This is a genomic window from Komagataeibacter diospyri, from assembly GCF_043995075.1.
In the GTDB taxonomy this organism is placed as follows: domain Bacteria; phylum Pseudomonadota; class Alphaproteobacteria; order Acetobacterales; family Acetobacteraceae; genus Komagataeibacter; species Komagataeibacter diospyri.
In genome coordinates this window covers 1,450,714-1,475,405 of record NZ_CP171836.1, presented here as the reverse complement: position 1 = coordinate 1,475,405, position 24,692 = coordinate 1,450,714, and the positions used below count along the sequence as shown (strand labels likewise).

Below are 24,692 nucleotides of genomic sequence, written 5' to 3'. Positions count from 1 at the left end.
CACCAGCAGAACTCATGAAGCGGGTAGGCGGAGCCGCAAAGGTCGCCCACGCCGCCGGCCTTCGGTCCCATGCGACAGTGCTGGGCTGGGGGCGTATTCCCGATAAGCATCTTATCACGCTTGAAGCCGCCACCGGCATCCCCCGCGAAGAACTCCGCCCGGACCTGTTCGATGGCGTGACGGTCGTGCGGCCCACTGGGCAGCTTGTGCAGGGAGAGACCAGGCAGTGAGCAATCACGCGATCGAACATGTCATCCAGCACGCTCAGGACATGGGAGTAATCATTCCCAAGTCAGCGCAGTTGAGTTCGTTGCCAGGCCATACCCGCGAACAATTAATTCAAGAGCTTTCTGCGAAATTGTCTGGAGACCGTTTTGAAGATAGCCTGACATTATTTCTGCAGGAACTTGGGCTGACAGGGTGGCTTGCCACTCCTTGCCTTCAGTCGATCCGAGAAGGGATAGGGTCACTTCTACAGAGCCAGGCAAAATACCTTCGCCTTCGCGACGTAAACCAAGAAGTGTTACTTTCAATGTTGCCGCAGGTGCAGGCATCCCGTTCATCCTCTGTGCAAGATGGTGAAAACGGGAAGGAGGTTACGACTCCTTCCCGTGCTGAAACTGTAGCCACGTCTGGTGATGCGGCCCTACAGCCCGGTACGCATGGCACGGGTGAGAGCATCTGATGCCCTGCGCTGCCCTCTCCCTAAACCACCCCGACATGCTGCAGCCCGTGGATCAGCCGGTTCAGCGGCTGGCTCACGACCGGCGCCATGGGAATGGTGGTGACCGGCAGCAGGGTGGGCGACAGGATCGTGGCGCTCAGCGCCGTACACAGCTTTGCGGCCTGCACGTATTCATACGCACCGGCCTGCGCGCGCAGTTGCGCCAGCCCCAGCAGGGCCATGTCGATGCGCGTCAGGGCGTCCAGCCCCGTCGTGGCATCGTTCCGTTTTCCAGTTTCCTCCATACGCTCCTTCGTCCTGTTGCTGCATCCGGCCTCGACACCCGGAATTTAGCAACAGGAATTGTCCAATGGCGTGGAGTATTTCGTCCAGGCGCGTGGAGCATTTTGTCCGAGGGGCACAAATGACAGCCGAAATCGCAGTCAATGAGTTCGCCGATATCGTCACGGAAGCCGTGAAAGCCCGCAGGACCATGTGCGGGCTGAAGGCGGCCATCCACGATACCGCGCGGCTTCTTGGCCTGACGGAACGGCGGGTCCGCGCTTGTATCTATCGCGAAATCAGGAGTGTCACCGCAGGCGAATGGCTGCGTGTGCGCGCCCGGTTCGCGGCCCACCTGGAGGCCGAACAGCGACGACACATCGCTGAGGCCGAATTGCTCAGCGCACGTCTCGATGCGCTCAAGAAAGAGGCTGCATGATCTGGGAATGGTTTTGCCTGAAGATGGCCGCCCGCTGGCGGTCCATCTGCCGCATCCACATCCACAATGCCGAAATTGCCAAGTGGCGGGCCGACCTGTGGCACAGGCGGTCGCGTCGATGAGGGGCTGCGCACATCCCTCCATCACTCCCGACAAAGTTTCCCGGGCGGTCAACACGGGCCGGCCCCAGCACGGAACACACGCATGAACGTTATTCCCATGCCACGGCGCGGCCATAACAGCCGCCATTTCCCCGAAGACCCCGTCATGCGCGACATGCTCATGCAGGGCGGTCACAAGGCCGATCTGGCCCGCATGTTCATGGCGCGGCAGGAACTCTCCCGCACCTTTATCGCAGCGGTGCGATCAGCCCCGGACCTTGAGATGATGCGGGCGGAAGCTGCCATGACCGGCAAGGTCCTCGGCTATTTCTGCGATTTTGCGGAGGATGAGCGATGAGCCGCGTCACCCGCAAAAAACGTTATGACTGGTCCAAGTTCTGGTGGAAGGACTGGCAGAATGACCTTGCCCTGAAGTCCTGTTCATACGCAGCACGCGGTCTGTGGATGGAGATGTTGGCCATCATGCACGCTGCGGATCGCATCGGTTTTTTCGAGATTTCTGGCAGGAAAGTCAGTGCAAAACAGCTTGCAGGACTGACGAACGGAAGCGATCGGGAAGTACGGAAACTGCTTGCGGAACTGGAAGAAAATGGCGTGTTCAGCGTCGATGACGCGGGCTTCATTTTCTCCCGCCGCATGGTGCGGGATAAGGAAAACTCTGACATTTCGGCTGAACATGGACGCAAGGGGGGTAATCCCGCACTGGTCCACAATGATGCCGAAAATGATGGGGAGGGGGTTAACCCCCCCGTTAAGGGTCAGGATAAGCCAAGGGATAAACTCAAGAAGCTAGAAGCTAGAAATACCCCTATAGTCCCCTTGCCAGGGGACGAGTTTTTCGACGACGCCGAACAGCCATCCGCCCCCAGACCCAAAACCCGCCGTGCCAGCAGCCCCGCGCCGGACGAGGCGGCGTTCGAGCGGTTCTGGGCGGCCTATCCGCGGAAAGTGGGCAAGCCCAAGGCGCGTCGTGCGTTCGCCACGGCCATCGGCAAGGCCAGCCTCGAAACGCTGCTCGCCGCCATTGTGGCGACGCCGTGGTCGTCCGATGCGAACTACATTCCCCATCCCGCAACCTGGCTCAACAACGAGCGCTGGGCGGATGAGGGCGTGCTTCCCGAACCGGCAGCGGATGAGATGAAATACGACAGGGCGGCCTACGACGAAGCTGCCCGACGATGGGCGAAAAACGGCTACGAGGGCCTGTCGCCGCGGCTGGAGCATTTTCCGCTGAAGGAAGCCGCTCATGGCTGAGGTCCTGCATTTCGAGCCGAAGGTGCACGAAGTGCCCACAAACGCCATGGCCGAAGCCTGCGTGATCGGGTCGATCCTGCTGAACAACGCGGCCTATGACAGCGTGGCGGACGTGGTGAAGTCGGAGCATTTCTACCACACCGACATGGCCGAGATGTTCCGGCTGGTGCAGGGCGAAATCACATCTGGCCGACAGGTCTCGCCCGTGACCATCGCGCCCCAGATCCGGTCGAGCGAATACCTTGGGACCGAATGGCTGGCCAAACATCTGCCCGGCATCATCTCGGCCGCTGATGTGCGCATGGCCCGTGAGGCTGCGCGCTCGGTTGCCGCGTGTTGGGTCAAGCGGTCGATCCAGACCTATGCCGACGAAATGCGGGCACGGGCCGCCAGTTCCGAAGCGACAGCCGATGACATCCTGACCGAAGCGCTGGAGCATCTGGAAGCCCTGTCCAAGGGCACCGATGCCAGCAGGCCAACTGTCACGGCATTTGCTGCCGGGCAGGCGCTGATGGAGGAAACGAACAGCCATTGGCAGGCGGGGCAGTTTCTGTCCGGGCTGGATACCGGCTTTGCAGAACTGAACAACCGGATCCGTGGCTTTCGGCCAGGTGCGATGTATGTCGTTGCCGCACGGCCCGGCATTGGCAAATCCGGGCTTGCGCTGTCGCTGGCGGTAAGGATGGCCCGACTGAACGGGCGGGGCCTTTTCTGGTCAGGCGAAATGTCGGCCGAGGAACTGATGGGCCGTGTCATCGCCGCCAAGGTTCGCATGCCGCTGGACATGGTGCTGACCGGCATGAACGACCGGGCAGGACACCCGGAGCGGATCAGCCAGCACGACATGGCCCGGATGGTCGAGGCTTCCATGGCGTTGAAGGAAATCCCGCTTTCGATCGATGACCGGGAAGGGATCACGGTGCCCCAACTGTTGGCTCGTGCCCGGCAGTTGAAGCGTTCGAAGCGGGGATTGAAGTTTGTCGTGGTGGATTACATGGGGTTGATGCGTGGTTCCACAGTGGCGCGGCGTTCAGGTAACCGCACGCTGGAAATGACTGAGATCAGTGGCGACCTTGCCCGCATGGCGCGGGAACTTAAGGTACCCGTCATCGCCTTGTCACAGCTCAACCGGCAGTCCGAAAACCGGGAGGACAGGCGGCCCGTATTGTCCGACCTGCGTGATTCCGGTGCAATCGAGCAGGATGCCCGGTGCGTCATGGCCCTCTACCGCGAGGAACACGTCCTGCAGACCCGGATGGGCACGGATGGACAACCGGTGCGGAACACGAACGAGACGGATGTGATGTACGAAAAACGCCGGGTGGCGTTTCTTGATGCGCTCGATCGGTCACGCGGAAAGGCCGAGATCATCGTGCTGAAAAATCGGGGTGGCCGCACGGGTATCGTGGACATGCTGTTTGATGGCCCGACAACGTGGTTCCGCGATGTGGGCGCGGGAGCGCGATCAGAGGCATGGTGAGAAGAAAACTGTACCAATCCCTGTATTCATATAATAAAATTGCCCAGCAGAAGTTTATCCCCGGCGTCCTGTTGCATGAATGAGCGGAAAAATACAGGCGGCTATATATCAGATACTGTTCGGAGCGCAGGCATGGCAGTGATGCAGGACGAGATTTACCGGGTCGGCAAGCTGTCGCTGGATGTCGGACGGCATGTGCTGGCTGGCCCTCGCGGTGAAGTGCTGCTGGCGCCCGTACCGTTCCGCATCATGGAAAAGCTGATGCGGCGGGAAGGGGTCATCCAATCGCAGGACGCGATAACGCAGGCGATATGGTCTGACCCCGATGATGAGCCAGATGATCCGGGGCGTGTGATCCGGGAAAAGATCAGCAAGTTGCGCGGTCTGATCTGCCTGATCGGAACAGAAGGACCGAGCGGGGTCGAGATCAGGAATGAACGCGAAGTTGGATATTACATTCAGTCGAGGAAAAGCCGATGAGACGCAGCGTTACCAATAGCGAGAACGACGCATACGAAAAGATGGTGGCCGGGCTGAGGCATGCCGAGGAAGCAGCGGCGGAACTGGCCATGCACCGTAGCGATCCGATGTTCATGCAGATTGCCACCAACGTTGGGCAGATGCGGGAGAGGATCATCAGGGTTGGGCATATGGCCGCAGTCAAGCGGGTGGGGATGTAAGGCATGGCGCGCGGACACGATACGCGTACCACCGGTCAACGCGCGCGTTTTCTTGAGCATCTGGCGAACTCTGGAAACGTGACGGCATCCTGCGCGGTTGCAGGCATCGATCGGTGCGCCGCGTATCGCATGAAGCGCGAGGACGAGGAATTTTCCGAAGCATGGAAGGCGGCCATGGATCAGGCCGTTGACACGCTTGAGGCAGAAGCATGGCGCCGTGGCCGGGATGGCTACGACGAGTATGTCACCTGCAAGGATGGTCTGGTTCTCGACGAGGAAGACAAGCCGGTCCTGCAGCGCCGTTACAGCGACAGCCTGCTGACCACGCTGCTCAAGGCGCACAGGCCAGAGAAATACCGCGACCGCTCTACCGTGGACATGAACGTCAACACGGACATTGCCGCGCTGATCGATGAAGGGCGCAGGCGGGCGCGTGGCGGCTGATATTGAAGCGCTACTGGCGGAAGAGATTGCCAGCTACAGCCTCGACCCGCTGGGTTTCGTGCTGTTTGCGTTCCCGTGGGGCAAGGAAGGCACGGACCTTGCCAATGCCGCCGGGCCGCGCAAATGGCAACGCGAGATCCTGCAATCGGTCGGTGACCGGCTGCGAGAGGGCTATGCGCCAGAACATGTCCTGATGCCCGTCCTGCAGGCGGTCAGTTCGGGCCACGGCATCGGCAAATCGGCGCTGGTGTCCATGCTGATCGCGTGGGCGCTATGCACGTGCCCCGATACCAAGGTGGTGGTGACGGCCAACACCGAACCGCAGTTGCGCACCAAGACATTCCCTGAAATCAGCAAATGGTTCCGGCTGCTGATCTGCTCGCACTGGTTCAAGGTGCATGGCATGTCGATCCATTCCACGCTACCGGGCCACGACAAGACGTGGCGAACGGATGCGGTCACATGGTCCGAGACGAACCTTGAGGCGTTTGCCGGACTGCACAACGTGGGCCGTCGCATCCTGCTGGTATTCGATGAGGCTTCGGGCATCATTGACCGTGTGTGGGAAGTGGCGGAAGGCGCGCTGACGGATGAGGGGACAGAGATCATCTGGTGCGCGTTCGGGAATCCCACGCAGCCCGTTGGCCGGTTCTTTGAATGTTTCAACAGGCAGCGCCACCGCTGGCATGGCAGGCAGATCGACAGCCGGGCGGTCGAAGGCACGAACAAGCGGCTGTTCGAGGAATGGGCAACAGCCTATGGCGAGGACAGCGACTTCATGCGGGTGCGTGTGCGCGGCCTGTTCCCGCGGGCAGGCTCCATGCAGTTCATCGGCACGGACGCCATCGAGGCAGCCGCCCGGCGTGATGTGGCGGCCATCCTGTCCGATGCGCTGGTCATTGGCGTGGACGTGGCGCGGTATGGCGACGACCAGTCGGTGATCTTTTTCCGCAAGGGGCGCGATGCCAGGCTGATCCCGCCGATCAGGCTGCGCAACGTGGACACGATGCAGCTTGCCGCCCGCGTGGCGGATGAAGCTGCCCGGTATGGTGCGGATGCGGTGTTTGTCGATGCCGGTGGCGTCGGTGCGGGCGTGGTGGACCGATGCAGGCAGTTGCGCGTGCGTGGCCTGATGGAAGTGCAGTTTGGCGGAAAATCTGACCGCGTGAATTACGATATCCAGTCCGAAAGCTATGCCAACAAGCGTGCAGAGATGTGGGGCACCATGCGGGCGTGGCTGAAAACCGGCGGCATACCGGATGATGAGGAACTGCGCACGGACCTTGCTGGCCCGTGGTATTTCTTCAATCCGCGCAACGAGATCATCCTTGAGCGCAAGGAAGACATGAAGAAGCGCGGACTGGCATCGCCTGACGTGGGGGATGCTTTGGCGCTCACCTTTGCCTATCCCGTCGCACCGTCACAGTTTTCAGGCAGTCCCGCCGGTCCCGTAGGGCAGCAGGTGCAGGGCGACTACGACCCGTACGCCTGACACCACACCATACTAACAAACGGCCCGCACAGGGCTGTCATGGGCATTTTCAAATCTCCGAAGGTGGTAACCCCGACGCCTGCGCCGATGGCGGGGCAGACGGTGAACAATACCGTGCAGGGGTTGCAGAACTCGACCACGCAGGCTGCGCGCATGGCTGGCGGCATGGGATCGACCATGCTGACCGGACCATCGGGGCTGAGCCAGACCGCGACCAGCGCACCCAAGACATTGCTGGGTGGCTGACATGGCGCGCGCCGCACCGTCTGACGATACCAGCCCCGAGCAGAAAACCCGCGACGAGATAGACCGCCTGATCGTGCTCATGCGCATGGACCGGTCATCGTGGAGGGAAACATGGCGCGAGATCACGTGGTACATCATGCCCACGCGCGGCCGGTATAATAACCTGCTGCCCAACCAGGGGTCACGCGGCCTGCCCAAGGGCACGCAGATCGTGGACCGCACGGCCACCAAGTGTGTGGGCGATCTGGCGGCGTTCCTGATGGCGGGCATCACCAGCCCGGCGCGGGACTGGTTCCAGCTTTCCACCAACAATGACCAGTTGAACGATGACCCGGACGTAAAGCAGTGGCTGGCCATCGTGCAGAAACGGCTGCAGCGCGTGTTCGCCACCGGCAATTTCTACAACGCCATGGCCCAGCTTTACGAGGAAATCGCGGGGTTTGGCACGGGCGCGGTCATCATCCAGCAGGATTACGAGGACGTGGTGCGGTTCTACCCGCTCACGGCTGGCGAATACTTCATCATGCAGAACGCGCGGATGGAGATCGACACGCTGGTGCGCGAGTATGTGCAGAACGTCCGGCAGGTGGTCAGCAAGTTCGGGTATGAGAACTGCTCGCCCACAGTGCAGGGACTGTATGACAGCCGCCAGCTTACGCGGGAAATCCCCGTGGTGCACGCCATCATGCCCAACCTTGACCGCGTGCCGGGTGCCATTGGCTGGCGGGGCGCTCCATATATCGGCGTGTATTACGAATACGGCAATCCGAGCGTGCCGGTCCTGCGTGTCGAGGGTTATCCCGAAAAGCCGTTCATCTGTCCGCGCTGGCATGCCGTGTCCAACGATGCGTACGGCCACGGTCCGGCAGAAGACGCGCTGGGCGATGTGAAGTCGCTACAGCTTGCCCAGTTACGCTGTGCCGAAGTGGTGGACAAGTTTGCGCGCCCCCCGATGCAGGCCGATGCCGCCATGCAGAACGGTCTGGTCAGCCTGATCCCCAACGGCATCAACTTCATTCCCGGCCTGAACACCATGGGCAATGGCGCGGGCCTGCGCCCGGTGTACCAGACCAGCCCGAACATTGCGCCGCTGGTCGAGCGCATACGGGCGTTTCAGGAAGCCATTCGCACCACGCTGAAGAATGACCTGATCCTGATGGTCAGTCAGATGGATCAGGCACAGCCACCAACAGCCGCCGAGATCAACGTGCGCCAGCAGGAGAAGCTTCTGGCCCTCGGTCCAGTGCTGGAGCGGTTTCATAACGAGGCGCTGAACCCGATCATCAACGTGACGCTGGGCATCATGGAACGCGGCGGTCTGTTGCCGCCACGCCCGCAGCAGATGGGCACCGGGCCGCTCAAGGTCAATTACATTTCAGTTCTGGCGCAGGCCCAGCGCGCGACCGAGACCACGGGCATCGAGCAGTTCGTGCGCTTCTGCGGCGGTCTGGTCAGCGTGGACCAGAGCGTGATGGATAACGTGGATCTGGATCAGGCCGTGGACATTTACGGCAACCTGCTCAGCATCAACCAGGCGATCATGCGTGACCCGCAGGCCGTGGCCCAGATGCGCCAGCAGCGTGAATACGCCCAGCAGCAGCAGGCGGCAGCCGAACAGGCGCAGCAGATGGCGGCGGGTGCCAAGAACCTGTCCGACACGGATGTGGGGGGCGGCCAGAACGCATTGCAGGCGATCATGTCCGGCATCGGGGGTGGCGGCTGATGTATGACCCGCATGATCCCGAACAGGTCAGCGAGCGGCGCACGCGGCGCAAGGCACGCGCTGCAACCGATCAGCTTGACCTTGCATGGGTGGTATCCGACCCGCGCGGTCGGCGCGTACTGCTGCGCATCCTGAACGAGACGCAGTTCATGGCCGGGTCATTCGTGCCGGGCGACCCGCTGGTGACCGCGTTTCGCGAAGGTCAGCGCGATATCGGCATCAAGCTGCACACGGTACTAACAAACGCGGGTGAAGGCATCCTGAGCAATATCCTCATGGAGAGCCTGAACGCGGATGAGTGATGAACCCACAAGTGCTGCTGCGCCTGCTGATACCACTGATGGTGGCGGAGCAACCGACACCCTTCTGGGTGGCGGCACGGACAGTACGCCGACCGGGGCGCAGGAGCCTGCGGGCGGAGCGGCGAACGAAGTTGCATCCCCGAATGGCGAGGGCGCGCCGGAAGGCGGCGAACAGGGAAAGCCGACTGAAAAGCCTGCCGTCCCGGAGAAATACGAATTCACGCCGCCCGAAGGTTTCAGCGTCGATGAAAAGGCGATGGGCGATTACGAGAGCGCGGCGCGTGAAGCCGGACTGACGCAGGAGCAGTTCAGCGCGATTACGCAGCACGGGCTGCAGTTCGTCCAGCAGCAGCTTGAACAGGCCGGTCAGGCCCAGCACGAACAGGCGATGAAGTGGCGGCAGGAAGTCCTGTCCGACCGCACGCTGTCCGATGGCACCGGCCTGAACCCGGACGCCAAAGCGGCAGCCGATCGCGTGATCCAGTCCTATGGCGGCAGGGATCTCGTGCAGGCGCTGGCCGAGACGGGCGCTGGCAACAACCCCACCGTCATCCGCGCCTTCGTGCAGATCGGCAAGGCGATGGGTCTGGCCGAACCGCCCGACAAAGGAAAGCCCGCGCCGGAAAAGCGTGGTGGCAGCACATTCGAAGATATGGCCCAGCGGCTGTATCCATCCAAATAGGAGCATAACCGGTGGCAACCATTTCCAGCACCACCTGCCTGACGCTGGCCGACTGGGCCGCGCGGCGCGAGGACGGCGAGATCGCGGATATCGTGAACCTGCTGTCCCAGACCAACGAAATCCTTGACGACATGCTGTGGAAGATGGGCAACCTCGCCACCGGCAACAAGACGACCGTGCGCACCGGGCTGCCTGCGGCCACGTGGCGTATGCTCAACTACGGCGTGCCGCGCGCCAAGAGCACGACCGCGCAGATCACCGATAGCTGCGGCATGCTGGAAACCTATTCGCTGGTGGACAAGGATCTGGCGAACCTTGAGGGCGACGTAGCCGCCTTCCGCCTGTCCGAGGACATGGCCTTCATCGAGGGCATGAACCAGCAGATGGCGGGCACGCTGTTTTACGGCACCGAGCAGAGCGACCTTCCCGCCTTCACCGGGCTTGCGCCGCGCTACAGCACGGTCGATGCGACCAAGGCGGCCAACGCCGTCAACGTGATCGACGCAGGCGGCCGGGGCACCAGCAACACGTCGATGTGGCTGACCTGCTGGGGGCCGACCACCGCGTTCGGCATTTTCCCCAAGGGGCGCATTGCCGGGCTGCAGCGCAATGACGTGACGACCGATGCGCCGGTTCTGGACGCCAACGGCAACCCGTATCAGGCGTATCAGTCCCACTACAAATGGGATTGCGGCCTGACCGTGCGTGACTGGCGTTTCGTGGTCCGCATCGCCAACATCGATGTGGACAGCCTGACGGGCGACAGTGCCGCCAACCTGATTTCCATGCTGGTCGCCGCCGTGCACAAGATCCCCACCATGCCGCGTGGTGTGACCAACGTGCAGACCGCAACGCAGGCGACCGGCGGACAGCCGCTTTCGTGGGGGCGTCCGGCCATCTACGTCAACCGCACGCTCGGCACGGCGCTGGACCTGCAGGCGCTCAACAAGACCAACGTGCTGCTGCAGATGCTGGAATGGGACGGCAAGCCGGTCACGGCCTTCCGTGGCATCCCCATCCGCACCTGCGACCAGATCCTGAACACCGAAGAAACGGTCCAGTAAGGAAACCGCCCAGATGATCATTGATGGACTGCTGCTGTTCAGCAACGCGCAGGACCTGACCGCGCTCGCGGCCGGTGCTGCTACCCCCTCGACCAACATTATCGACTTCTCGCAGAACCGTGATTTCGGGCCGACAGGTCCGTTCAAGGTGTTTGCCGAATGCGGCACGCTGCCGCTGGCCGATACTGCGACCGCAACGGGCACCGCAACCGAAGCCAGCGGTGCCGTAACCGCCATCGCGGTGGCATCCGGTGGCGCGGGTTATTCCTCGGCACCCGTTGTTACCATTTCCGGTGGTGGTGGTGCGGGGGCTGAGGCAACGGCTACCGTGGAAAACGGCGTTGTCACCGGCTTCACGGTCACGGCTGGTGGCGCGGGTTACACATCCGCGCCCACGGTCACGGTTGCAGCGCCTCCCGATCCCACGATGGATGTGGCCGTGCAGATTTCGCAGGATGGCTCCGACTGGGACACGCTTGAGGAATTTCCCGGCATCGATCTGGGCGCGCTGAGCCAGCGCACGCCCTTCCTCGTCCGTGCCAAGCCCGCGTTCTCCAACACGCTCTACCGCTACATGCGCCTGACCTACACGGCGTCCGTAGCACTTGATGCAGGCACGGTCATGGCTGGCATCAATCTGGATGTTCCCGCGAACGTCCCGTACCCCCGCAACTACGTGGCGTGAGGCGCACCATGGCGAAATACAAGGTTCTCACCAAAAGCTACATCGGCGGTAAGGTCGAGGAACCGGGGGCCATCATCCAGTATGATGGTAACCCCAGCTCCAACCTGGAACCTCTGGACGCTGCCGCCGAAAAGAAGATGGCGGAATACCAGAAGCAGGTCGGCCAGCGCATCAGCGCGTCCGATCCCCGCTTCATCGCCGCGATGATCGACAAACAGGGCCAGTAAGGCACGGCCTGTGACCACGCAGATCGACCTGTGCAACGCGGCACTCCTGCGGGCGGGAACGCGCAGCACGATCACGTCACTGACGGATGGATCGGCTGAGGCAACCGCCTGCGGTGCGTTCTGGCAGATGTGCCTTGATACGCTGTTCTCGGCGTATCAGTGGCGCTTTTGCCGCGTCACGGCCACCGGCACCGGTGCGGCCAGCACGGACCCGCAATGGCAGTACGAGTTCCAGAGGCCATCCGACTGCGTGACGGTGCACAAGGTCCTGCCTGCGACGGGGCCACACCATCCTCCGATGGACCGAGAGGCACGGCATGCGCTGTTCCGCGCCTGTTTGCCGTTTGGCGAGGGCGTGGGGACGGCCGGCACATCTGATACCGGGCCCGTCATCCGCACCAACCACGCCAGCGTGCAGGTGCAATATGTCTCGAATGCCCAGCCCATAGACAACTGGCGGCAGCAGTTCCGTGAGGCGTTCACATGGGCGCTGGCGGCCGAGATCGCCATTGCCGTAACGGGCAGCGGCGAGATTGCGGGCCAGATGCGCAGCATGGCAGCCACGGCATTACAGCAGGCCATGCAGGCTGATCAGGTGCTGGAACAGCAGAATACCGATTACATCCCCGACTGGATCAGGGTGCGCGGCATGCCCGCGCTGCGTGATGAATGGCGGCCGATCCGCTCGGTGAACGAGACATTCCCCGGCGGCTTCGTGGTCGGAGATGCCGCTGCAAACAGCCCGATCCCGGCGCACCTGACCCCGGCAGATACACTGAACGGCGTGCCGAATTCCGGCATACCCGCCAAAGCCATCGCCAACCGGGACAGCCAGTACATTCCAGCCAGCACGCCAGACAGTCGTATCGGCATCCTGACCATCGGGGCAAGTCCTGTCGGCTGGCGCAGGCCATATCACAACAACATCGAACTTGGTGCCCAGCCAGATGAGGGAGAAACCGAAGAATGAAAAAGCCTGTCATGCTGTCGTTCGTGGCGCTGCTTATTGGTGGTGGCGTGTCCCATGCACAGTCTGCCCCAAACTGGGCACAGAATTACATCCCGTCCCCCAGGGAGTGGCATGACTGGTGGGCGTCCAAGATGGATGTCAACGGGAACGCTGGCAATCTGGTCATCAACGGTCAGACGCTTTCTGATTTCGCTGCCGGTTTACTGACCAGTGTAGGGGATAAACTGGACAAGGATAATGGCACGGCAACCGGCCTTTCCGTCGCCAACCCGACATCAACGGGCCGGGCGTCCGTCCTCTATAATGTGAACGGTTCAATCGTATGGGAACTGGGAAGCGACGCGGCCAATGCCGATGCCATGATTCTTGGTCGATATGTCAGTGGCGTCTACAAGGACAATCCCATTTCCGTTGACCTGGCAAGCGGCCTTGTTACCGTGCCAGACGGTTTAACCGCCAGCACCCTGAATGCCGATACCATTGTGGGCAACGTCAGTTCTTCCACTGTGACGGCGACAGGCGCCAGCACGGCTCGCACGCTGGCAGACCGCGCTTTATCGGTGACTGATGTACGGGATTATGGCGCCGTTGGTGACGGTGCTACCGATAATGGGGCGCCGTTCACGAACGCAATTGCTGCCGCCGAAGCCGATAATCTTGAGGTAAATTTCCCATATTCCTCCAAGGGATATGTTGTGAATACCGGCACGTTTACCAACAAGATGCTTGGCCGCTTCAATTTCAACGGGAATGTTCTCTCCGGCGCCGCACTTGGCACGCCGGGCACCGGAGCGGGCGTATTGAATTCCCTTTACACGAACCCGTGGTTGATTGTCGCCAACACCAAGGAAGAGATTGACCCGGCGGCCCTGACACTGCCCTCAAGCGGTTCCGCCCTGATCGGACATGCTGTCGAGTGTCTGCCAAACCGGCCCAACACCGGCGATACGGTCACCACCAAGCGCATGGTGTCGTGTCTTTATGCGGGGGCCGATACAGGCACGGGCGGCGCGTCCGGGACGAATTACAGCATGGAAGTGCGTAACGACGTTCTGAACCTCAGTTCCAACTCCGGTGCGGCATACGAAATCGATCTGAACTTCAACGGCAAGGTTCTGGATGGTGGCATTTCGCGCGGACTGTTCATCACGGGTGGGGGCGCTGCGGGCAACACCACCAGTTCGGTAGCCGTCGATATTCAGCACAATGACTATTCCGGCGGACTTCTTCCGTGGTCAACCGGCATTTCCGTCCGCGACGCCACGGTATCCTATCAGGCATATGCGCGCTCTGACGGATCCGGGTTTCTGTTCCAGGGCTATAATTCAGCCGAAACGGAAGTCGCTTCCATTGACACGAACGGATACGCGATTTTTGCGGGAATCGCCACATCTGCCAGTTACACTCCGACATCATCTTCCACCTGCACGAAGGGAGCTGTCATGAATGATGATAGCTACGCCTATTTCTGTACCAGCGCGGGCACGTGGAAGAGAATAGCCCTCAGTTCCCTTTAGGAGGGTATCATGTCACAGGGAAGCCAGATGCCCCCGGGTGGTCCACGTCCTGCCATCGCATATCGGCCGGCATTTGCCGCGGGCATCATATCGCCCATGCTGCGCTTCCGTTCGGATATGGAGAAATGGCAGACCGGCGCGTGCCAGCTGACAAACTTCTTCGTGCATGTGCAGGGCGGCGCCAGCAATCGGCCGGGAACGCAGTTCATCGGTGCGGTGAAGGACGCGGCCAACCTGCCGCGTCTTGTGCCGTTCGTCTACAACAACACGCAGTCCTACGTGCTGGAAATGGGTAATGAATACATCCGCTTCATTTCCAATGGCGTGTACCTGACCAACAGCGATGGCAGCGTGTATGAGGTTGCCACGCCCTATGCCGTGGCGGACGTGTGGGGCATCCGATGGGTGCAGTCGGCGGACGTGCTGACCATCGCGCACCCGTCCTACCCCCTCTACAACCTGTCACGCAGCGGGGAGACCGACTGGACGCTGGCCGAAGTTTCGTTTGCCGCAGGCATTGATGCGCCCGGCACCGTCAGCACGACTGCTACCAAAGGCAACGCGGGAAATACCGGCACCACGCCGGGCATATCGTCCGCAACCTATGATTACGTGGTGACGGCGGTTTCCATAGCACTGAGCAGTGAGAGCAATGTGTCAGCGGTTGCGTCTGTCAGTAACTACAATATCGGCTACTACACCCAGTACGGAAACTACAATACCGTCAACTGGTCCGAAGTGTCGGGCGCGGATTACTACAACATCTACCGCAAATATGCCGGGTCGTACGGTCTGATCGGGTCCACAACAGACCTGACGTTTCAGGATACCGATTACGAACCGGATACGGCCATCGGTCCACCTACGCATGAAGACCCGTTCAGCGACGGAAACAATCCGTCCTGCGTGTCATATTTCCAGCAGCGCCGGGTATTCGGTGGATCAACGGCGGACCCGCAGACCATCTGGATGACGCGCTCGGGCAACTACACCAACATGGATGTAGCGAACCCGGTCAAGGACGATGACGCCATCACGGCCACCATCGCATCCCAGCAGGTGAACCAGATCAGGCATATCGTGCCCATGGCGGACCTGATCATCTTCACGGCTGGCAGCGTGTGGAAGGTGAGCGGGGGCGATGCGGGCAAGGCCATCACGCCAGCGGATGTAACGGTCACGCCACAGATGTTCGTAGGCGCGGCCGACACGCTGCCGCTGCCCATCGACCAGGACGTGCTGTTTGTCGAAAGCAAGGGCAGCCATGTCCGCGACCTGCAGTATGACTATTACGCTGCCGTCTATAATGGCAACGACCTGTCGGTTCTGGCTGACCACCTGTTCTATGGCTACACGATAGATGACTGGCGGTTCGCCCAGTTTCCGTTCAACATCGTGTGGGCGGTGCGATCGGACGGTACGCTGCTGGGCCTGACCTATCTGAAAGAGCAGCAGATATGGGCATGGCACCAGCACATCACGACCAACGGGGCGTTCACCGCCGTGACGGTCGTGCCGGAAGAAACCGAGAATGGTGTTGTCGAGGACACCGTCTATTTCGTGGTTGAGCGCACGATCAACGGCAAGACGGTTGCCTATCTCGAGCGTCTGCACACGCGCCAGCTTGGCACGGCGAACGCCGATATTACCAAAGCGTGGTTCGTGGATGCCGGGCTGCAATACACGGGTGAGGCTGTCACCGCGGTATCGGGGCTGGCGCATCTGGAAGGGCAGACGGTTTCCGCCTGCATTGATGGCAAGGGGTATACTGGCCTGACCGTCACGAACGGCGCAGTCACCCTGCCGGTGGCGGGCAGCACGGTTACGGTCGGACTGCCGATCGCGGCGCATATGCAATCCCTGCCACTGGACCTTGGGCAGCCCCCGCAGTTCAGCCGCCGCAAGCGCGTCAGCAAGATCTACACCATGCTCTACAACACGGCCGGTATCGAGGTCTCGACCGATGATGGCGCCCGCACGCGCCCGGTCGGAAGCGCCGCCACATCCGGCACGCTGTCGTCAGATGTGCAGTTCGTGATCCCGGCCGCCAACTGGGACCAGTATGGCAAGGTGGACGTGTTCCAGAATTACCCGCTGCCCTGTACGGTGACGGGCCTGGACGTCGATGTGGAGGTTGGCAATTGATCACCATCCGCGCCGCCGTGCCGGATGATGCCGACCTGATTGCGCCCATCCTGCGCCCGGCGGACCGGCTCGAAATCGCCCGCACGTCGCCGCTGCCCGTGACCATGTCCGTCCGCCACAGCATCGCACACTCCGCCGTGGCGGCCATCATGCTGGATGGTGACCGCCCCCTTGGCGTGTTCGGCCTGGTCGAACCAGTGTTGCTTGACCCGTCCATCGGCTGCCCGTGGATGATCGGCACCATCCACCTTGCCCGGCACCGCAAACTGTTCCTGCGCGAGACCCGGCGATGGGTGCAGGAATGGCGGCGCACCCACACCGTACTAACAAACCGGGTGGATGCGGAATATTCGCAGGCCATCCGCTGGCTGCGCTGGCTTGGCTTTACCATCCATGACCCGGAGCCTGTCGGCGTTGGCGGCGCGCTGTTCTGCCGTGCGGAAATGAGGGGATAGCATGGGTGTCGCATCGGCGGCGATGGGGGCCGGTGGCTCCCTTCTTGGTGGCGTCGGCTCCATTCTCGGCGGCATATCCGAAGCCAGTCAGGACAAATACGAAGCGCGCATTGCCCAGCAGAACGCCAATATGGCAGGCCGGGACGCCGATGTGGCGCTGGATCAGGGCGATGTCGCAGCCCAGCGTGCGTATCAGCAGGGCGCGCAGCAGCTTGGCGCACAGCGCGCGCAGATGGCGGCCAACGGCGTCACCCTGAACAGCGGCTCCGCGCTGGATGTGCAGAACGCCACAGCCATGACCACGGGTCAGAACGTGGCGGGCATCCAGTATAACGCCGACGCCCGCGCGGTGGATTACCGCAATCAGGTGGTCAATTTCGATAACGAAGCGGCGGCGGACAAAAAGGCCGCCAGCAGCGCAATCTTTGGCGGTGCGATGGGTGCGGCCGGAAGCCTGATCGGTGGCGCCAGCCAGTTCGCGGACAAGTGGGACGACATGAAAGACAGCGGCGCGCTTGAGGGCGGCGGTGAAGATGCCGGCATGTCCAATGCTTTCGCGGGCACCGGCGTCAATATTTCCGGGTGGTAACTGATGGCTGATCCGATCTTCACGCCTGGCAGCGAATTGCCCAGCGAAATCCCCAATGGCTACCTGGAGGCCAATGCAAAGCCCGGTGCGTTCGGCAGCAATATCGCCGAAGGGTTCTCCCGCATAGGCGATGGGATGAACCAGGCATCCGAAAGCCTTGGCCAGATGGCCCAGCGCCATGCGCAGGAAGACAACCTGACCGCAGTCAGCGCGGCCATGAACACCTTTCAGGCCCATGTCCGCACGGCGCAGTATGGCGATCCGGACGCGCAGGACGGCATGCCAGAGGCGGCAGGCTATTTCGGCATGCAGGGCAAGGCCGCCGTGGATGGCCTTGGTCAGGCCACGCAGGATATCAACACCTACCGGCAGAGCCTGATGCAGGGTATGAATGCCGATCAGGCCCGCGCTTTCCAGCAGGCCAGCACGCAGTTCCAGACCGGCGCGTTCAACGCCATGTATGAACATGCCGGACGCCAGCGGCAGGCGTATCAGGATGACGTGCTGAAGGACAGCCTGACCAACGCGGCCAGTACGGGCGCGGCCAATCTGGACAACCCGGCGGCATTCGGTGGCGCGATCAACACGGGCCGCAACCTGATACAGGCGCGGCTGGCGCTGCAGGGCGTGCCGATGGACAGCCCCATCGCGCAGGCCAAGCTGCAGCAGTGGAACGACCAGTTTTTCATGCAGGCCGCCCAGTCCGCGACCAATAACAACGATGCGATAAAGGCCCAGAGCATCCTTGACGCCAATCAGGGACATATGTCTGCCCCGGCCTACGCACAGGCATCGGAACAGAACCGGCCGCACCTGTACCGCCAGCAGGGCACGATGGGATATCATGCGGTATCGGGTGAACCGGAAACGCAGGCTGTGGCCATTCCGCAGGGAACGGACCCGGACGCGACATTCGCCGCCATGATCCATCTGGAAAGCGGCGGCCAGCAGATGGACGCCAGGGGCAATCCGATCACATCGGGCAAGGGCGCAGTTGGCCGCGCACAGCTCATGCCCGACACGGCCCGACAGGTGGCGCAGTCGGTCGGGCTGCCGTGGGATGAAAACCGCTTCCATCAGGATGGGGCTTATAATCAGGCGCTCGGGCAGGCCTATTTCAGCCAGCTATGCCAGAAATATGGCGGGAACCAGACGCTGGCCTGCGCAGCCTACAATGCGGGCCCGGGCAACGTGGATAAGTGGATCAGGGAGAATGGCGACCCGCGCACGGGCGGCATCAGTGATGCGGACTTCGTGGCGGCCATTCCGTTCAACGAAACCCGTAATTACGTCTCCCGTGCCGGTGCCGCACAGAGCCCGCCCAATGATCCGCCATCCCATACCGCACCGGACTGGAACGCGCGCGAGGTCGCCATCTCGAAACTGCCCATCGCGGACGAGGCCAAGACCTACGCCTATTCGCTGCTCAGCCGTGACAGGTCCATATGGGAAGCCACAACCGCAACCCGGCGCGGGCAACTGGCTGATAGCCTGCGTGATCTCGGTTCGGCCTACGCCCACGGCAACACCACCAACGACATCCCCGAAGCCCAGATCCGGCAGTTGCAGGAGCCTGATCAGGCAGAGCGCACCATTCAGGGCCTGCAGGTCATGCGGCAGGGCGCGGACGAAGCCAACGCCCTGCGCTTCGCCCCGCCCGATCAGGTAGCCGCCGCCATGCAGCGCGACACCGACGCCATGCGCAATGGCGAGGATATTGGCAGTTACCAGCGGCGTGTGCAGGTGGCGAGCATGCGTAACGCCGTCATCACCCAGCGCATGGAGGCAATGAAGAAAGATCCCGCCACCTACGTCGCCAGCGCCCCCGCCATGCAGCAGGCGGCACAGGCCGTGCAGGCAGCACAGCAGTCGGGAGATCCCGCGCAGATGGCACAGGCGCAGCAGGCTTACGCCGCACAGGGCATGGCCATGCAGCGTTACCTTGCGCCCAGCCAGACACCCCGCATCCTGACCAACGATCAGGTTCAGGCGCTATCGCAGCAGATTTCCAGCGCTGACCCGGCCAGGGAAGATATCGGCCAGACCATGGACGGCATTGCCCGGCAGTATGGGCAGCAATGGCCGAAGGCGTTTGGCGAACTTGTCCAGTATGGCAGACTTCCGCCCGACTATCAGGTGCTGGCGAACATGGACACGGCGGACCAGACCATGGCCCGCGCCGATTTCCAGCGCGCATTGCAGGCGGGGACCATGCCCCAGTTGCAGGAAGCAGCCGGGCAGGCAGCCAGTAACATCCTGCCCAAGGGCGGCGATGACCCGGTGGAGGACCAGCTTGCCGCCTTTCGTGCCACCACCGTCAACAGCAGCGGGGGCGATGCGCTGTACCGTACCGTGCATGATGCGACAAAACGGCTGGCGCTCTATTACATCGCCCACGGGCAGGACAGCGGCACGGCCCTGACCAACGCGGTCGATGGCGTGATCAACAGCAAATACGACATTTCGGGCAGCATGCGCGTGCCCAAGGGCATGCTGCCTGCCGCGCGCACGGCTACGGCCAGTGTCCTGTCATCGCTCAGGCCATCCGACCTCGCCCCGATCCCAGGCACGGCGCCGGACCTGACCGATCAGGACCGCAAGGATTTCGGCATCAGCGCCGCACGCGCAGGCGGCCAGTGGGTGCCCAATAATGATGAAAGCGGCCTCGTGCTGGTCATCCCGCCACGCAACGGGGCCACGCCTTACGTCATGCGCCGCAAGGACGGCAGCCCGGTGACCGTCACGTTCGATGGCATGCGCTCCGGCCAGTATGGCAAGGGTGGCGGGTCCGCGCCGTATCCGGGGTCGCTCAACACCGTGCAGTCAGGGGGGCTGGGCTAATGCCGTTCATCAGTGGTGACCCGATCGAAGCCGCATCCGTCCAGCAGCAGGGCACGGACAACATGCAGTCCACGCTGGGACAGACCCTTGGCGCGGCCGTGTCGGAAGGCATCCATGATACGCCGGTTATGGGTATTGCCGACTGGGTGCGCCATCGCGCGCAGGCACTGGACCCCAACATCCTGACAGCCGATCAGGCCAACAGCCGGTATCAGACGCCGGGCCTGAAGTTCAGCGCGCCGGTATCGGATGCGCTGGCCAACGACCTGTACCAGCAGAAACATGCGCAGGCCGTCCGGCAGGCCACCATGTCCAGCGGGCCGGGCGGCATACTGGGCGGCACTGCCCGCATTGGCGGCGGCCTTCTGCCACAGTTCCTTGATCCGCTGAATGTCGCCTCGGCCTTCGTGCCGGGCATGGGGGAGGCCCGCGCGGCATCCATTCTTGGCCGGTTCGGTGTTGATAGCCGTCTGGCAGCCCGCGGGCTGGCCGGGGCCACGCAGGGCATGGCCGGACAGGCTGCGCTGGAACCGCTGAATTACGGCATCTCGCAGGACGAGCATAACGACTGGACCATGGGACAGGCGCTGATCAACGTTGCATTTGGCGGCCTGTTGGGCGGCGGCATGCACATGGCGTTCCCGGCGCGCGAACTGGAAAAGGCCCAGCCGACCAAGGACACGGCCCCCACGCTGGATGACATGGCCAATCCGGTATCCGACCGGATGGAAAGCCTGTCGCCCGAGGCGCGCAACGTCGCGACGAACGAGGCTATCGCCGCCCTGGCGCAGGACCGCCCCAACGTGGTGGGTGAACTGACGGATGCGATTGACCCCGAAGGGGCAGGGCAGGAAATCCCCACGCGGGCGCAGGATCAGGCGCAGGGAATGGATGATCGGCCATGGCCACCGACGCGACCCGAGGACGTTCCGGGCACGCCGCTTGATGCGCCTGTTCAGGTTGGGCACATTCCGGAAGGAATAGACGGCGTGCCGTCGTTGCCCATCATCCTGTCGGAAGGTCAACATTACTTCCCCGGCTCAGGGGCGGAAAAAGCCGGAGACAATTACGGTCGTCTCCATATCGAAGCCCAGCATGGACGTGACATCCGTTCGCAGGGATACCCTGATGCCATATCATTTGTGCGCGATACGATCGGCAATATGAACGAGATCAGGCGCGATATGGGCCACAACAAGGCTGTAGCACTGTTTGCCAGCCAGATTAGGGGGAAAACGAATTCAGACTCCCGACACAACGCGGCCATCTTGCACTTGCAGGAAGATGGAGAAGGGCACTACCGGGTCGCCACTGCGGCCCCGTTCAGATACCGGTCCCTGAAAAAAAATGAACTGCTATGGAGCCAGTCCGCCCTTTCTGGCTCACCCCATCCGGACGGGGACCATCCCTCTTATGCCCAGTCGCAGGTTCCGTCCGGTTCGACCGGGTTGGGGAGCGGCGGGATGCAGAGCAGTGCAGCTAATATACTCACCGATTCCGCCCACCGCAAGACCCTTGAAGATACGCCGGACATCATATCCTCCCGTCGATCGGTGGACCAGGCCGAAGCCGCTGCCCCGCAGGTAACGGGCGGCACAGCAGATGACGAACTGGCGCAGGCCCGCGCCGCCGTGGATGACGCCAACCGCCGCCTTGGCATGGCCACGGATGGCGAAGGGGAGATGACCATGCCCGAAGGCATGACGGACGAGGACCGCAAGGCGCTGGACGACATCCATGAACAGACACAGCGCGCGGAAGGCGATGCCCGCGCGTATGAAGCCGCCGCAGGCTGCATGATCGGGAATATGAAGAATGGCTGACGGATCATATCGCCACTGTTTCGAGACCGCCGCGCGCGCCGCGGGCCGCGCCCTGTCCGAAGATGAACTGCATGAGGTGTTTGCCAGCACCCAGCGCCGCATGGACCGCCTGATGAGCGAAGGCATGTCGCTGCAGGACGCCGCGCGCGAGGCCGGGCGGCAGCTTGGCATGGAACGCCGCATCGCCTCCCTGATCGAGGAACGCAACCAGAAGATCAACCTTGCCCGCCGGTCCGAGATCATGGGCCGCCTGACCGAAGGCGAGGAAGCGCAGGCGCTGGAAGGCATCATCGCCGGGCGCGAGAACACGCAGCGCGGGGCCGCCCTGTCGGTTGCGGCCACGACACACGCTCTGGTTGCGGATGTCATGGGGCCGCTGGTGACGGACCTCGACCGCGCCGGGCTGCTCAAGGCCGTGACCCGCCGCAACCATGACTTTGACCGCGATATCGCGCGTGAGATGTGGCGGCTGGATGACCCGGCATCGGGCGCGGCCACGGGTAACGAACACGCCCGGCAGGCCGCCGAGATCCTGCACCGCCATCAGGAAAAGGTCCGCGCCATGCAGAACGAGGCCGGAGCATGGATCGGCAAACAGGAACACTACGTCACCCGCCAGAGCCACGACATGTGGAAGATCCGCGGCAATGGTGGCGAGGAAGATTACCGGGCATGGCGCGACAGCATCCTGCCGAAGCTGGACCCGCGCACCTTTGACCGGCTGGATGCCGACACCAGCGAGGAACATTACCTGCGCGCCACATGGCAGGCGCTGGCATCAGGCGTGCATGAAAGCGCCAACGGATCGGACTGGCTGTCCGGGTTCAAGGGGCCGGCCAATGCCGCCAAACGCGCCAGTCAGGAACGCAGCCTGATGTTCAGATCTGCCGATGACTGGCTGGCCTATAACGAACAGTTCGGCCAGGGCAACGTTCTGGACAGCGTGATGCAGGGCATGGAGCGCGGCGCACGCAACGCCGCCGTCATGCGTACGCTGGGCACCAACCCGCGCGCCATGTTCGACCATGTGGCCGATCGGGCCATCGCCACAGCCAAAGACCGCAACGACTTCAAGACGGTGGACAGGCTGCGCACGCTGAAGGATGGCGCGCTGGTCGATGTGGTGACGGGCCGGGCGGCTGCGCCGCAGAACAAGACCATTGCCGCCATCGGGGCCTATCTGCGCTCCTATCAGGCCATCACCAAGTTGGGTGGCGTGGTGCTGTCCTCGCTGCCCGATATCGCGGTCACGGCTTCGGTGGCGCGGCATAACGGCATCCCGCTGCTGGAAAGCTACATGAACGCGCTGAAAAGCGTGGTTCCCGGCACGCTCAGCAAGGGCACGCGCAACCGGCGCCAGATCGCGCATATGATGGGCGTGGGAATTGACGGCACGCTGGGCGCGATCATGACCCGCTTTCATGGCGAGGACGGCCCGCTGGGCAAGATGGGTCGCACCGTGCAGTTCTTCCATCGGCTGAACGGCCTGCAATACTGGACCGATGCCATGAAGGAAGGGTTCGGCACCATGCTGACCCACAACCTTGGGCGCAATGCAGGAAAGGATTTCAGCGGCCTGCACCCGAAACTGCGCCAGTCGCTCACGCGCTACGGCATTGATGAAGCCGAATGGAACGTCTTGCGCGGCACGGCGAAGGAAGCGGCAGACGGCAACATGCACATCCTGCCAGCCGAACTGGATCACCTGACCGAGGACGACCTGAACCCCCTGCTGCGCGACAACATCACCCACGATGAAGCTCGCAACGAACTGCAATCAAAGCTGTCCTCCTACATCATCGACCAGGTGCGCGAGGGCATGACCGAGATCGACCCGCGCACGCAGGCCTTCATGCAGGGCAGCTACGCCGCCGCCGACCGGGTGAACCCGGTGCTGGGGCAGGCCATGCGGATGCTCATACAGTTCAAGTCGTTCCCGCTTACGCATATCCGGCGCGTGTGGGGCAGGGAGGTCACGCGCGACGGCGCGGACGTGGCGGGCATCGCGCACCTGATCGTGGCCACAACCGTTCTGGGCTACGCCGCCATGAGCCTGAAAGCGATGGCCGTGGGCAAGGAACCGCGCGACCCGGCCGACTGGCGCACCGTGCTGGCTGCCATGCAGCAGGGCGGCGGGGCAGGGATCTATGGTGATTTCCTGTTCGGGGAACAGAGCCGCATGGGCAACTCATTCCTCGAAACGCTGGCAGGCCCGACCTTCTCGGACGCCAGCAGCCTGTTCAAGATGTTCGCCAACAGCCGCGACATGGCGCTGGGCAGCGCCGATGCGCCCAAGGGCAAGACGTTCGAGATGAACCTGTTGCAGGAAGCCCGACGGGAACTGCCGTTCGGCAACCTGTTCTACACCCGCGCCGCCCTTGATTATCTGGTGTTCTACCGCCTTCAGGAAATGATGAACCCCGGATACCTCAGGCGCTACCAACAGGGCATCCAGCAGAACCAGGGCCAGAAGTTCTGGCTGTCGCCTAGCTGGAGCCCGTATCAGGCAATGGCGGGTCAGTAAGCCTATTGTACAGATACCCTACTGTGCGGTAGAGTAATCACG

Annotated in this window: 26 protein-coding genes; 24 read left to right on the top strand and 2 right to left on the bottom strand. The window is 62.4% G+C overall.

Annotated elements, in window-relative coordinates; translation table 11 throughout:
• Positions 1–14: 14 nt before the first annotated feature.
• Positions 15–230, top strand: coding sequence for a hypothetical protein (locus tag ACE2AA_RS06995; protein ID WP_395371877.1), 216 nt, complete (start codon positions 15–17; stop codon positions 228–230).
• Between the two features lie 51 nt (positions 231–281).
• Here the strand turns inward: ACE2AA_RS06995 and ACE2AA_RS06990 are convergent, their stop codons facing one another.
• Both ACE2AA_RS06990 and ACE2AA_RS06985 read right to left on the bottom strand, forming a co-directional pair.
• Positions 282–554: a hypothetical protein gene (locus tag ACE2AA_RS06990; protein WP_395371876.1), complete on the bottom strand. Its 273-nt coding sequence runs from the start codon at positions 552–554 to the stop codon at positions 282–284.
• 151 nt (positions 555–705) lie between these two features.
• Positions 706–969 carry a hypothetical protein gene (locus ACE2AA_RS06985; RefSeq protein WP_395371875.1) on the bottom strand — a complete coding sequence of 88 codons (264 nt, stop codon included), beginning with the start codon at positions 967–969 and terminating at the stop codon, positions 706–708.
• Positions 970–1,088: 119 nt separating this feature from the next.
• On the opposite strand from ACE2AA_RS06985, the gene ACE2AA_RS06980 reads away from it, so the two are divergent.
• The 23 genes from ACE2AA_RS06980 (at position 1,089) to ACE2AA_RS06870 (ending at position 24,650) form a co-directional block, all read left to right on the top strand.
• Positions 1,089–1,385 carry a hypothetical protein gene (locus ACE2AA_RS06980; protein ID WP_395371873.1) on the top strand — a complete coding sequence of 99 codons (297 nt, stop codon included), beginning with the start codon at positions 1,089–1,091 and terminating at the stop codon, positions 1,383–1,385.
• Between the two features lie 204 nt (positions 1,386–1,589).
• Positions 1,590–1,844 carry a hypothetical protein gene (locus ACE2AA_RS06975; protein WP_395371871.1) on the top strand — a complete coding sequence of 85 codons (255 nt, stop codon included), beginning with the start codon at positions 1,590–1,592 and terminating at the stop codon, positions 1,842–1,844.
• Positions 1,841–2,761: a hypothetical protein gene (locus ACE2AA_RS06970; protein ID WP_395371869.1), complete on the top strand. Its 921-nt coding sequence runs from the start codon at positions 1,841–1,843 to the stop codon at positions 2,759–2,761. The genes ACE2AA_RS06975 and ACE2AA_RS06970 overlap by 4 nt, the downstream gene beginning before the upstream one ends.
• Positions 2,754–4,241, top strand: coding sequence for a replicative DNA helicase (locus ACE2AA_RS06965; RefSeq protein ID WP_395371867.1), 1,488 nt, complete (start codon positions 2,754–2,756; stop codon positions 4,239–4,241). The genes ACE2AA_RS06970 and ACE2AA_RS06965 overlap by 8 nt, the downstream gene beginning before the upstream one ends.
• Before the next feature lie 132 nt (positions 4,242–4,373).
• Entirely contained in the window at positions 4,374–4,721 is a 348-nt protein-coding gene (locus tag ACE2AA_RS06960; protein ID WP_395371865.1) for a winged helix-turn-helix domain-containing protein, read from the top strand.
• Positions 4,718–4,921, top strand: a complete 204-nt coding sequence (locus tag ACE2AA_RS06955; protein ID WP_395371863.1) for a hypothetical protein — start codon at positions 4,718–4,720, stop codon at positions 4,919–4,921. Before ACE2AA_RS06960 ends, ACE2AA_RS06955 begins: the two co-directional genes overlap by 4 nt.
• Before the next feature lie 3 nt (positions 4,922–4,924).
• The gene (locus ACE2AA_RS06950) at positions 4,925–5,365 is read left to right on the top strand and encodes a hypothetical protein (protein WP_395371861.1); all 441 of its coding nucleotides are present in this window, start codon (positions 4,925–4,927) and stop codon (positions 5,363–5,365) included.
• Positions 5,355–6,857 (top strand): terminase, encoded by a 1,503-nt coding sequence (locus ACE2AA_RS06945; RefSeq protein WP_395371859.1) that lies wholly within the window; start codon positions 5,355–5,357, stop codon positions 6,855–6,857. The genes ACE2AA_RS06950 and ACE2AA_RS06945 overlap by 11 nt, the downstream gene beginning before the upstream one ends.
• A 39-nt stretch (positions 6,858–6,896) precedes the next feature.
• A complete protein-coding gene (locus tag ACE2AA_RS06940; RefSeq protein WP_395371857.1) occupies positions 6,897–7,103 on the top strand; it encodes a hypothetical protein in 207 nt (68 codons plus the stop codon).
• A gap of 1 nt (position 7,104) precedes the next feature.
• The gene (locus ACE2AA_RS06935; protein WP_395371855.1) at positions 7,105–8,826 is read left to right on the top strand and encodes a portal protein; all 1,722 of its coding nucleotides are present in this window, start codon (positions 7,105–7,107) and stop codon (positions 8,824–8,826) included.
• The gene (locus tag ACE2AA_RS06930) at positions 8,826–9,128 is read left to right on the top strand and encodes a hypothetical protein (RefSeq protein ID WP_395371854.1); all 303 of its coding nucleotides are present in this window, start codon (positions 8,826–8,828) and stop codon (positions 9,126–9,128) included. The genes ACE2AA_RS06935 and ACE2AA_RS06930 overlap by 1 nt, the downstream gene beginning before the upstream one ends.
• Positions 9,121–9,810 carry a hypothetical protein gene (locus ACE2AA_RS06925; RefSeq protein ID WP_395371853.1) on the top strand — a complete coding sequence of 230 codons (690 nt, stop codon included), beginning with the start codon at positions 9,121–9,123 and terminating at the stop codon, positions 9,808–9,810. Before ACE2AA_RS06930 ends, ACE2AA_RS06925 begins: the two co-directional genes overlap by 8 nt.
• Positions 9,811–9,821: 11 nt before the next feature.
• A complete protein-coding gene (locus ACE2AA_RS06920) occupies positions 9,822–10,874 on the top strand; it encodes a major capsid protein (RefSeq protein WP_395371851.1) in 1,053 nt (350 codons plus the stop codon).
• Between the two features lie 13 nt (positions 10,875–10,887).
• Positions 10,888–11,559, top strand: a complete 672-nt coding sequence (locus tag ACE2AA_RS06915; protein ID WP_395370781.1) for a hypothetical protein — start codon at positions 10,888–10,890, stop codon at positions 11,557–11,559.
• 8 nt (positions 11,560–11,567) lie between these two features.
• Positions 11,568–11,786, top strand: coding sequence for a hypothetical protein (locus ACE2AA_RS06910; protein WP_395370782.1), 219 nt, complete (start codon positions 11,568–11,570; stop codon positions 11,784–11,786).
• A 10-nt stretch (positions 11,787–11,796) separates the two neighbouring features.
• The gene (locus ACE2AA_RS06905; RefSeq protein ID WP_395370784.1) at positions 11,797–12,756 is read left to right on the top strand and encodes a hypothetical protein; all 960 of its coding nucleotides are present in this window, start codon (positions 11,797–11,799) and stop codon (positions 12,754–12,756) included.
• Entirely contained in the window at positions 12,753–14,273 is a 1,521-nt protein-coding gene (locus tag ACE2AA_RS06900; protein WP_395370785.1) for a hypothetical protein, read from the top strand. Before ACE2AA_RS06905 ends, ACE2AA_RS06900 begins: the two co-directional genes overlap by 4 nt.
• A 9-nt stretch (positions 14,274–14,282) precedes the next feature.
• A complete protein-coding gene (locus tag ACE2AA_RS06895) occupies positions 14,283–16,418 on the top strand; it encodes a hypothetical protein (RefSeq protein WP_395370787.1) in 2,136 nt (711 codons plus the stop codon).
• On the top strand, positions 16,415–16,873 hold the full coding sequence (locus ACE2AA_RS06890) for a hypothetical protein (RefSeq protein ID WP_395370789.1): 459 nt from the start codon (positions 16,415–16,417) through the stop codon (positions 16,871–16,873). Before ACE2AA_RS06895 ends, ACE2AA_RS06890 begins: the two co-directional genes overlap by 4 nt.
• Before the next feature lies 1 nt (position 16,874).
• The gene (locus ACE2AA_RS06885) at positions 16,875–17,462 is read left to right on the top strand and encodes a hypothetical protein (RefSeq protein ID WP_395370790.1); all 588 of its coding nucleotides are present in this window, start codon (positions 16,875–16,877) and stop codon (positions 17,460–17,462) included.
• Between the two features lie 3 nt (positions 17,463–17,465).
• Positions 17,466–20,303, top strand: a complete 2,838-nt coding sequence (locus ACE2AA_RS06880; RefSeq protein WP_395371850.1) for a transglycosylase SLT domain-containing protein — start codon at positions 17,466–17,468, stop codon at positions 20,301–20,303.
• Complete coding sequence (locus tag ACE2AA_RS06875) at positions 20,303–22,126, top strand: hypothetical protein (protein WP_395371848.1); 1,824 nt, start codon at positions 20,303–20,305, stop codon at positions 22,124–22,126. Before ACE2AA_RS06880 ends, ACE2AA_RS06875 begins: the two co-directional genes overlap by 1 nt.
• Entirely contained in the window at positions 22,119–24,650 is a 2,532-nt protein-coding gene (locus ACE2AA_RS06870) for a hypothetical protein (RefSeq protein WP_395371846.1), read from the top strand. Before ACE2AA_RS06875 ends, ACE2AA_RS06870 begins: the two co-directional genes overlap by 8 nt.
• Positions 24,651–24,692 lie beyond the last annotated feature (42 nt).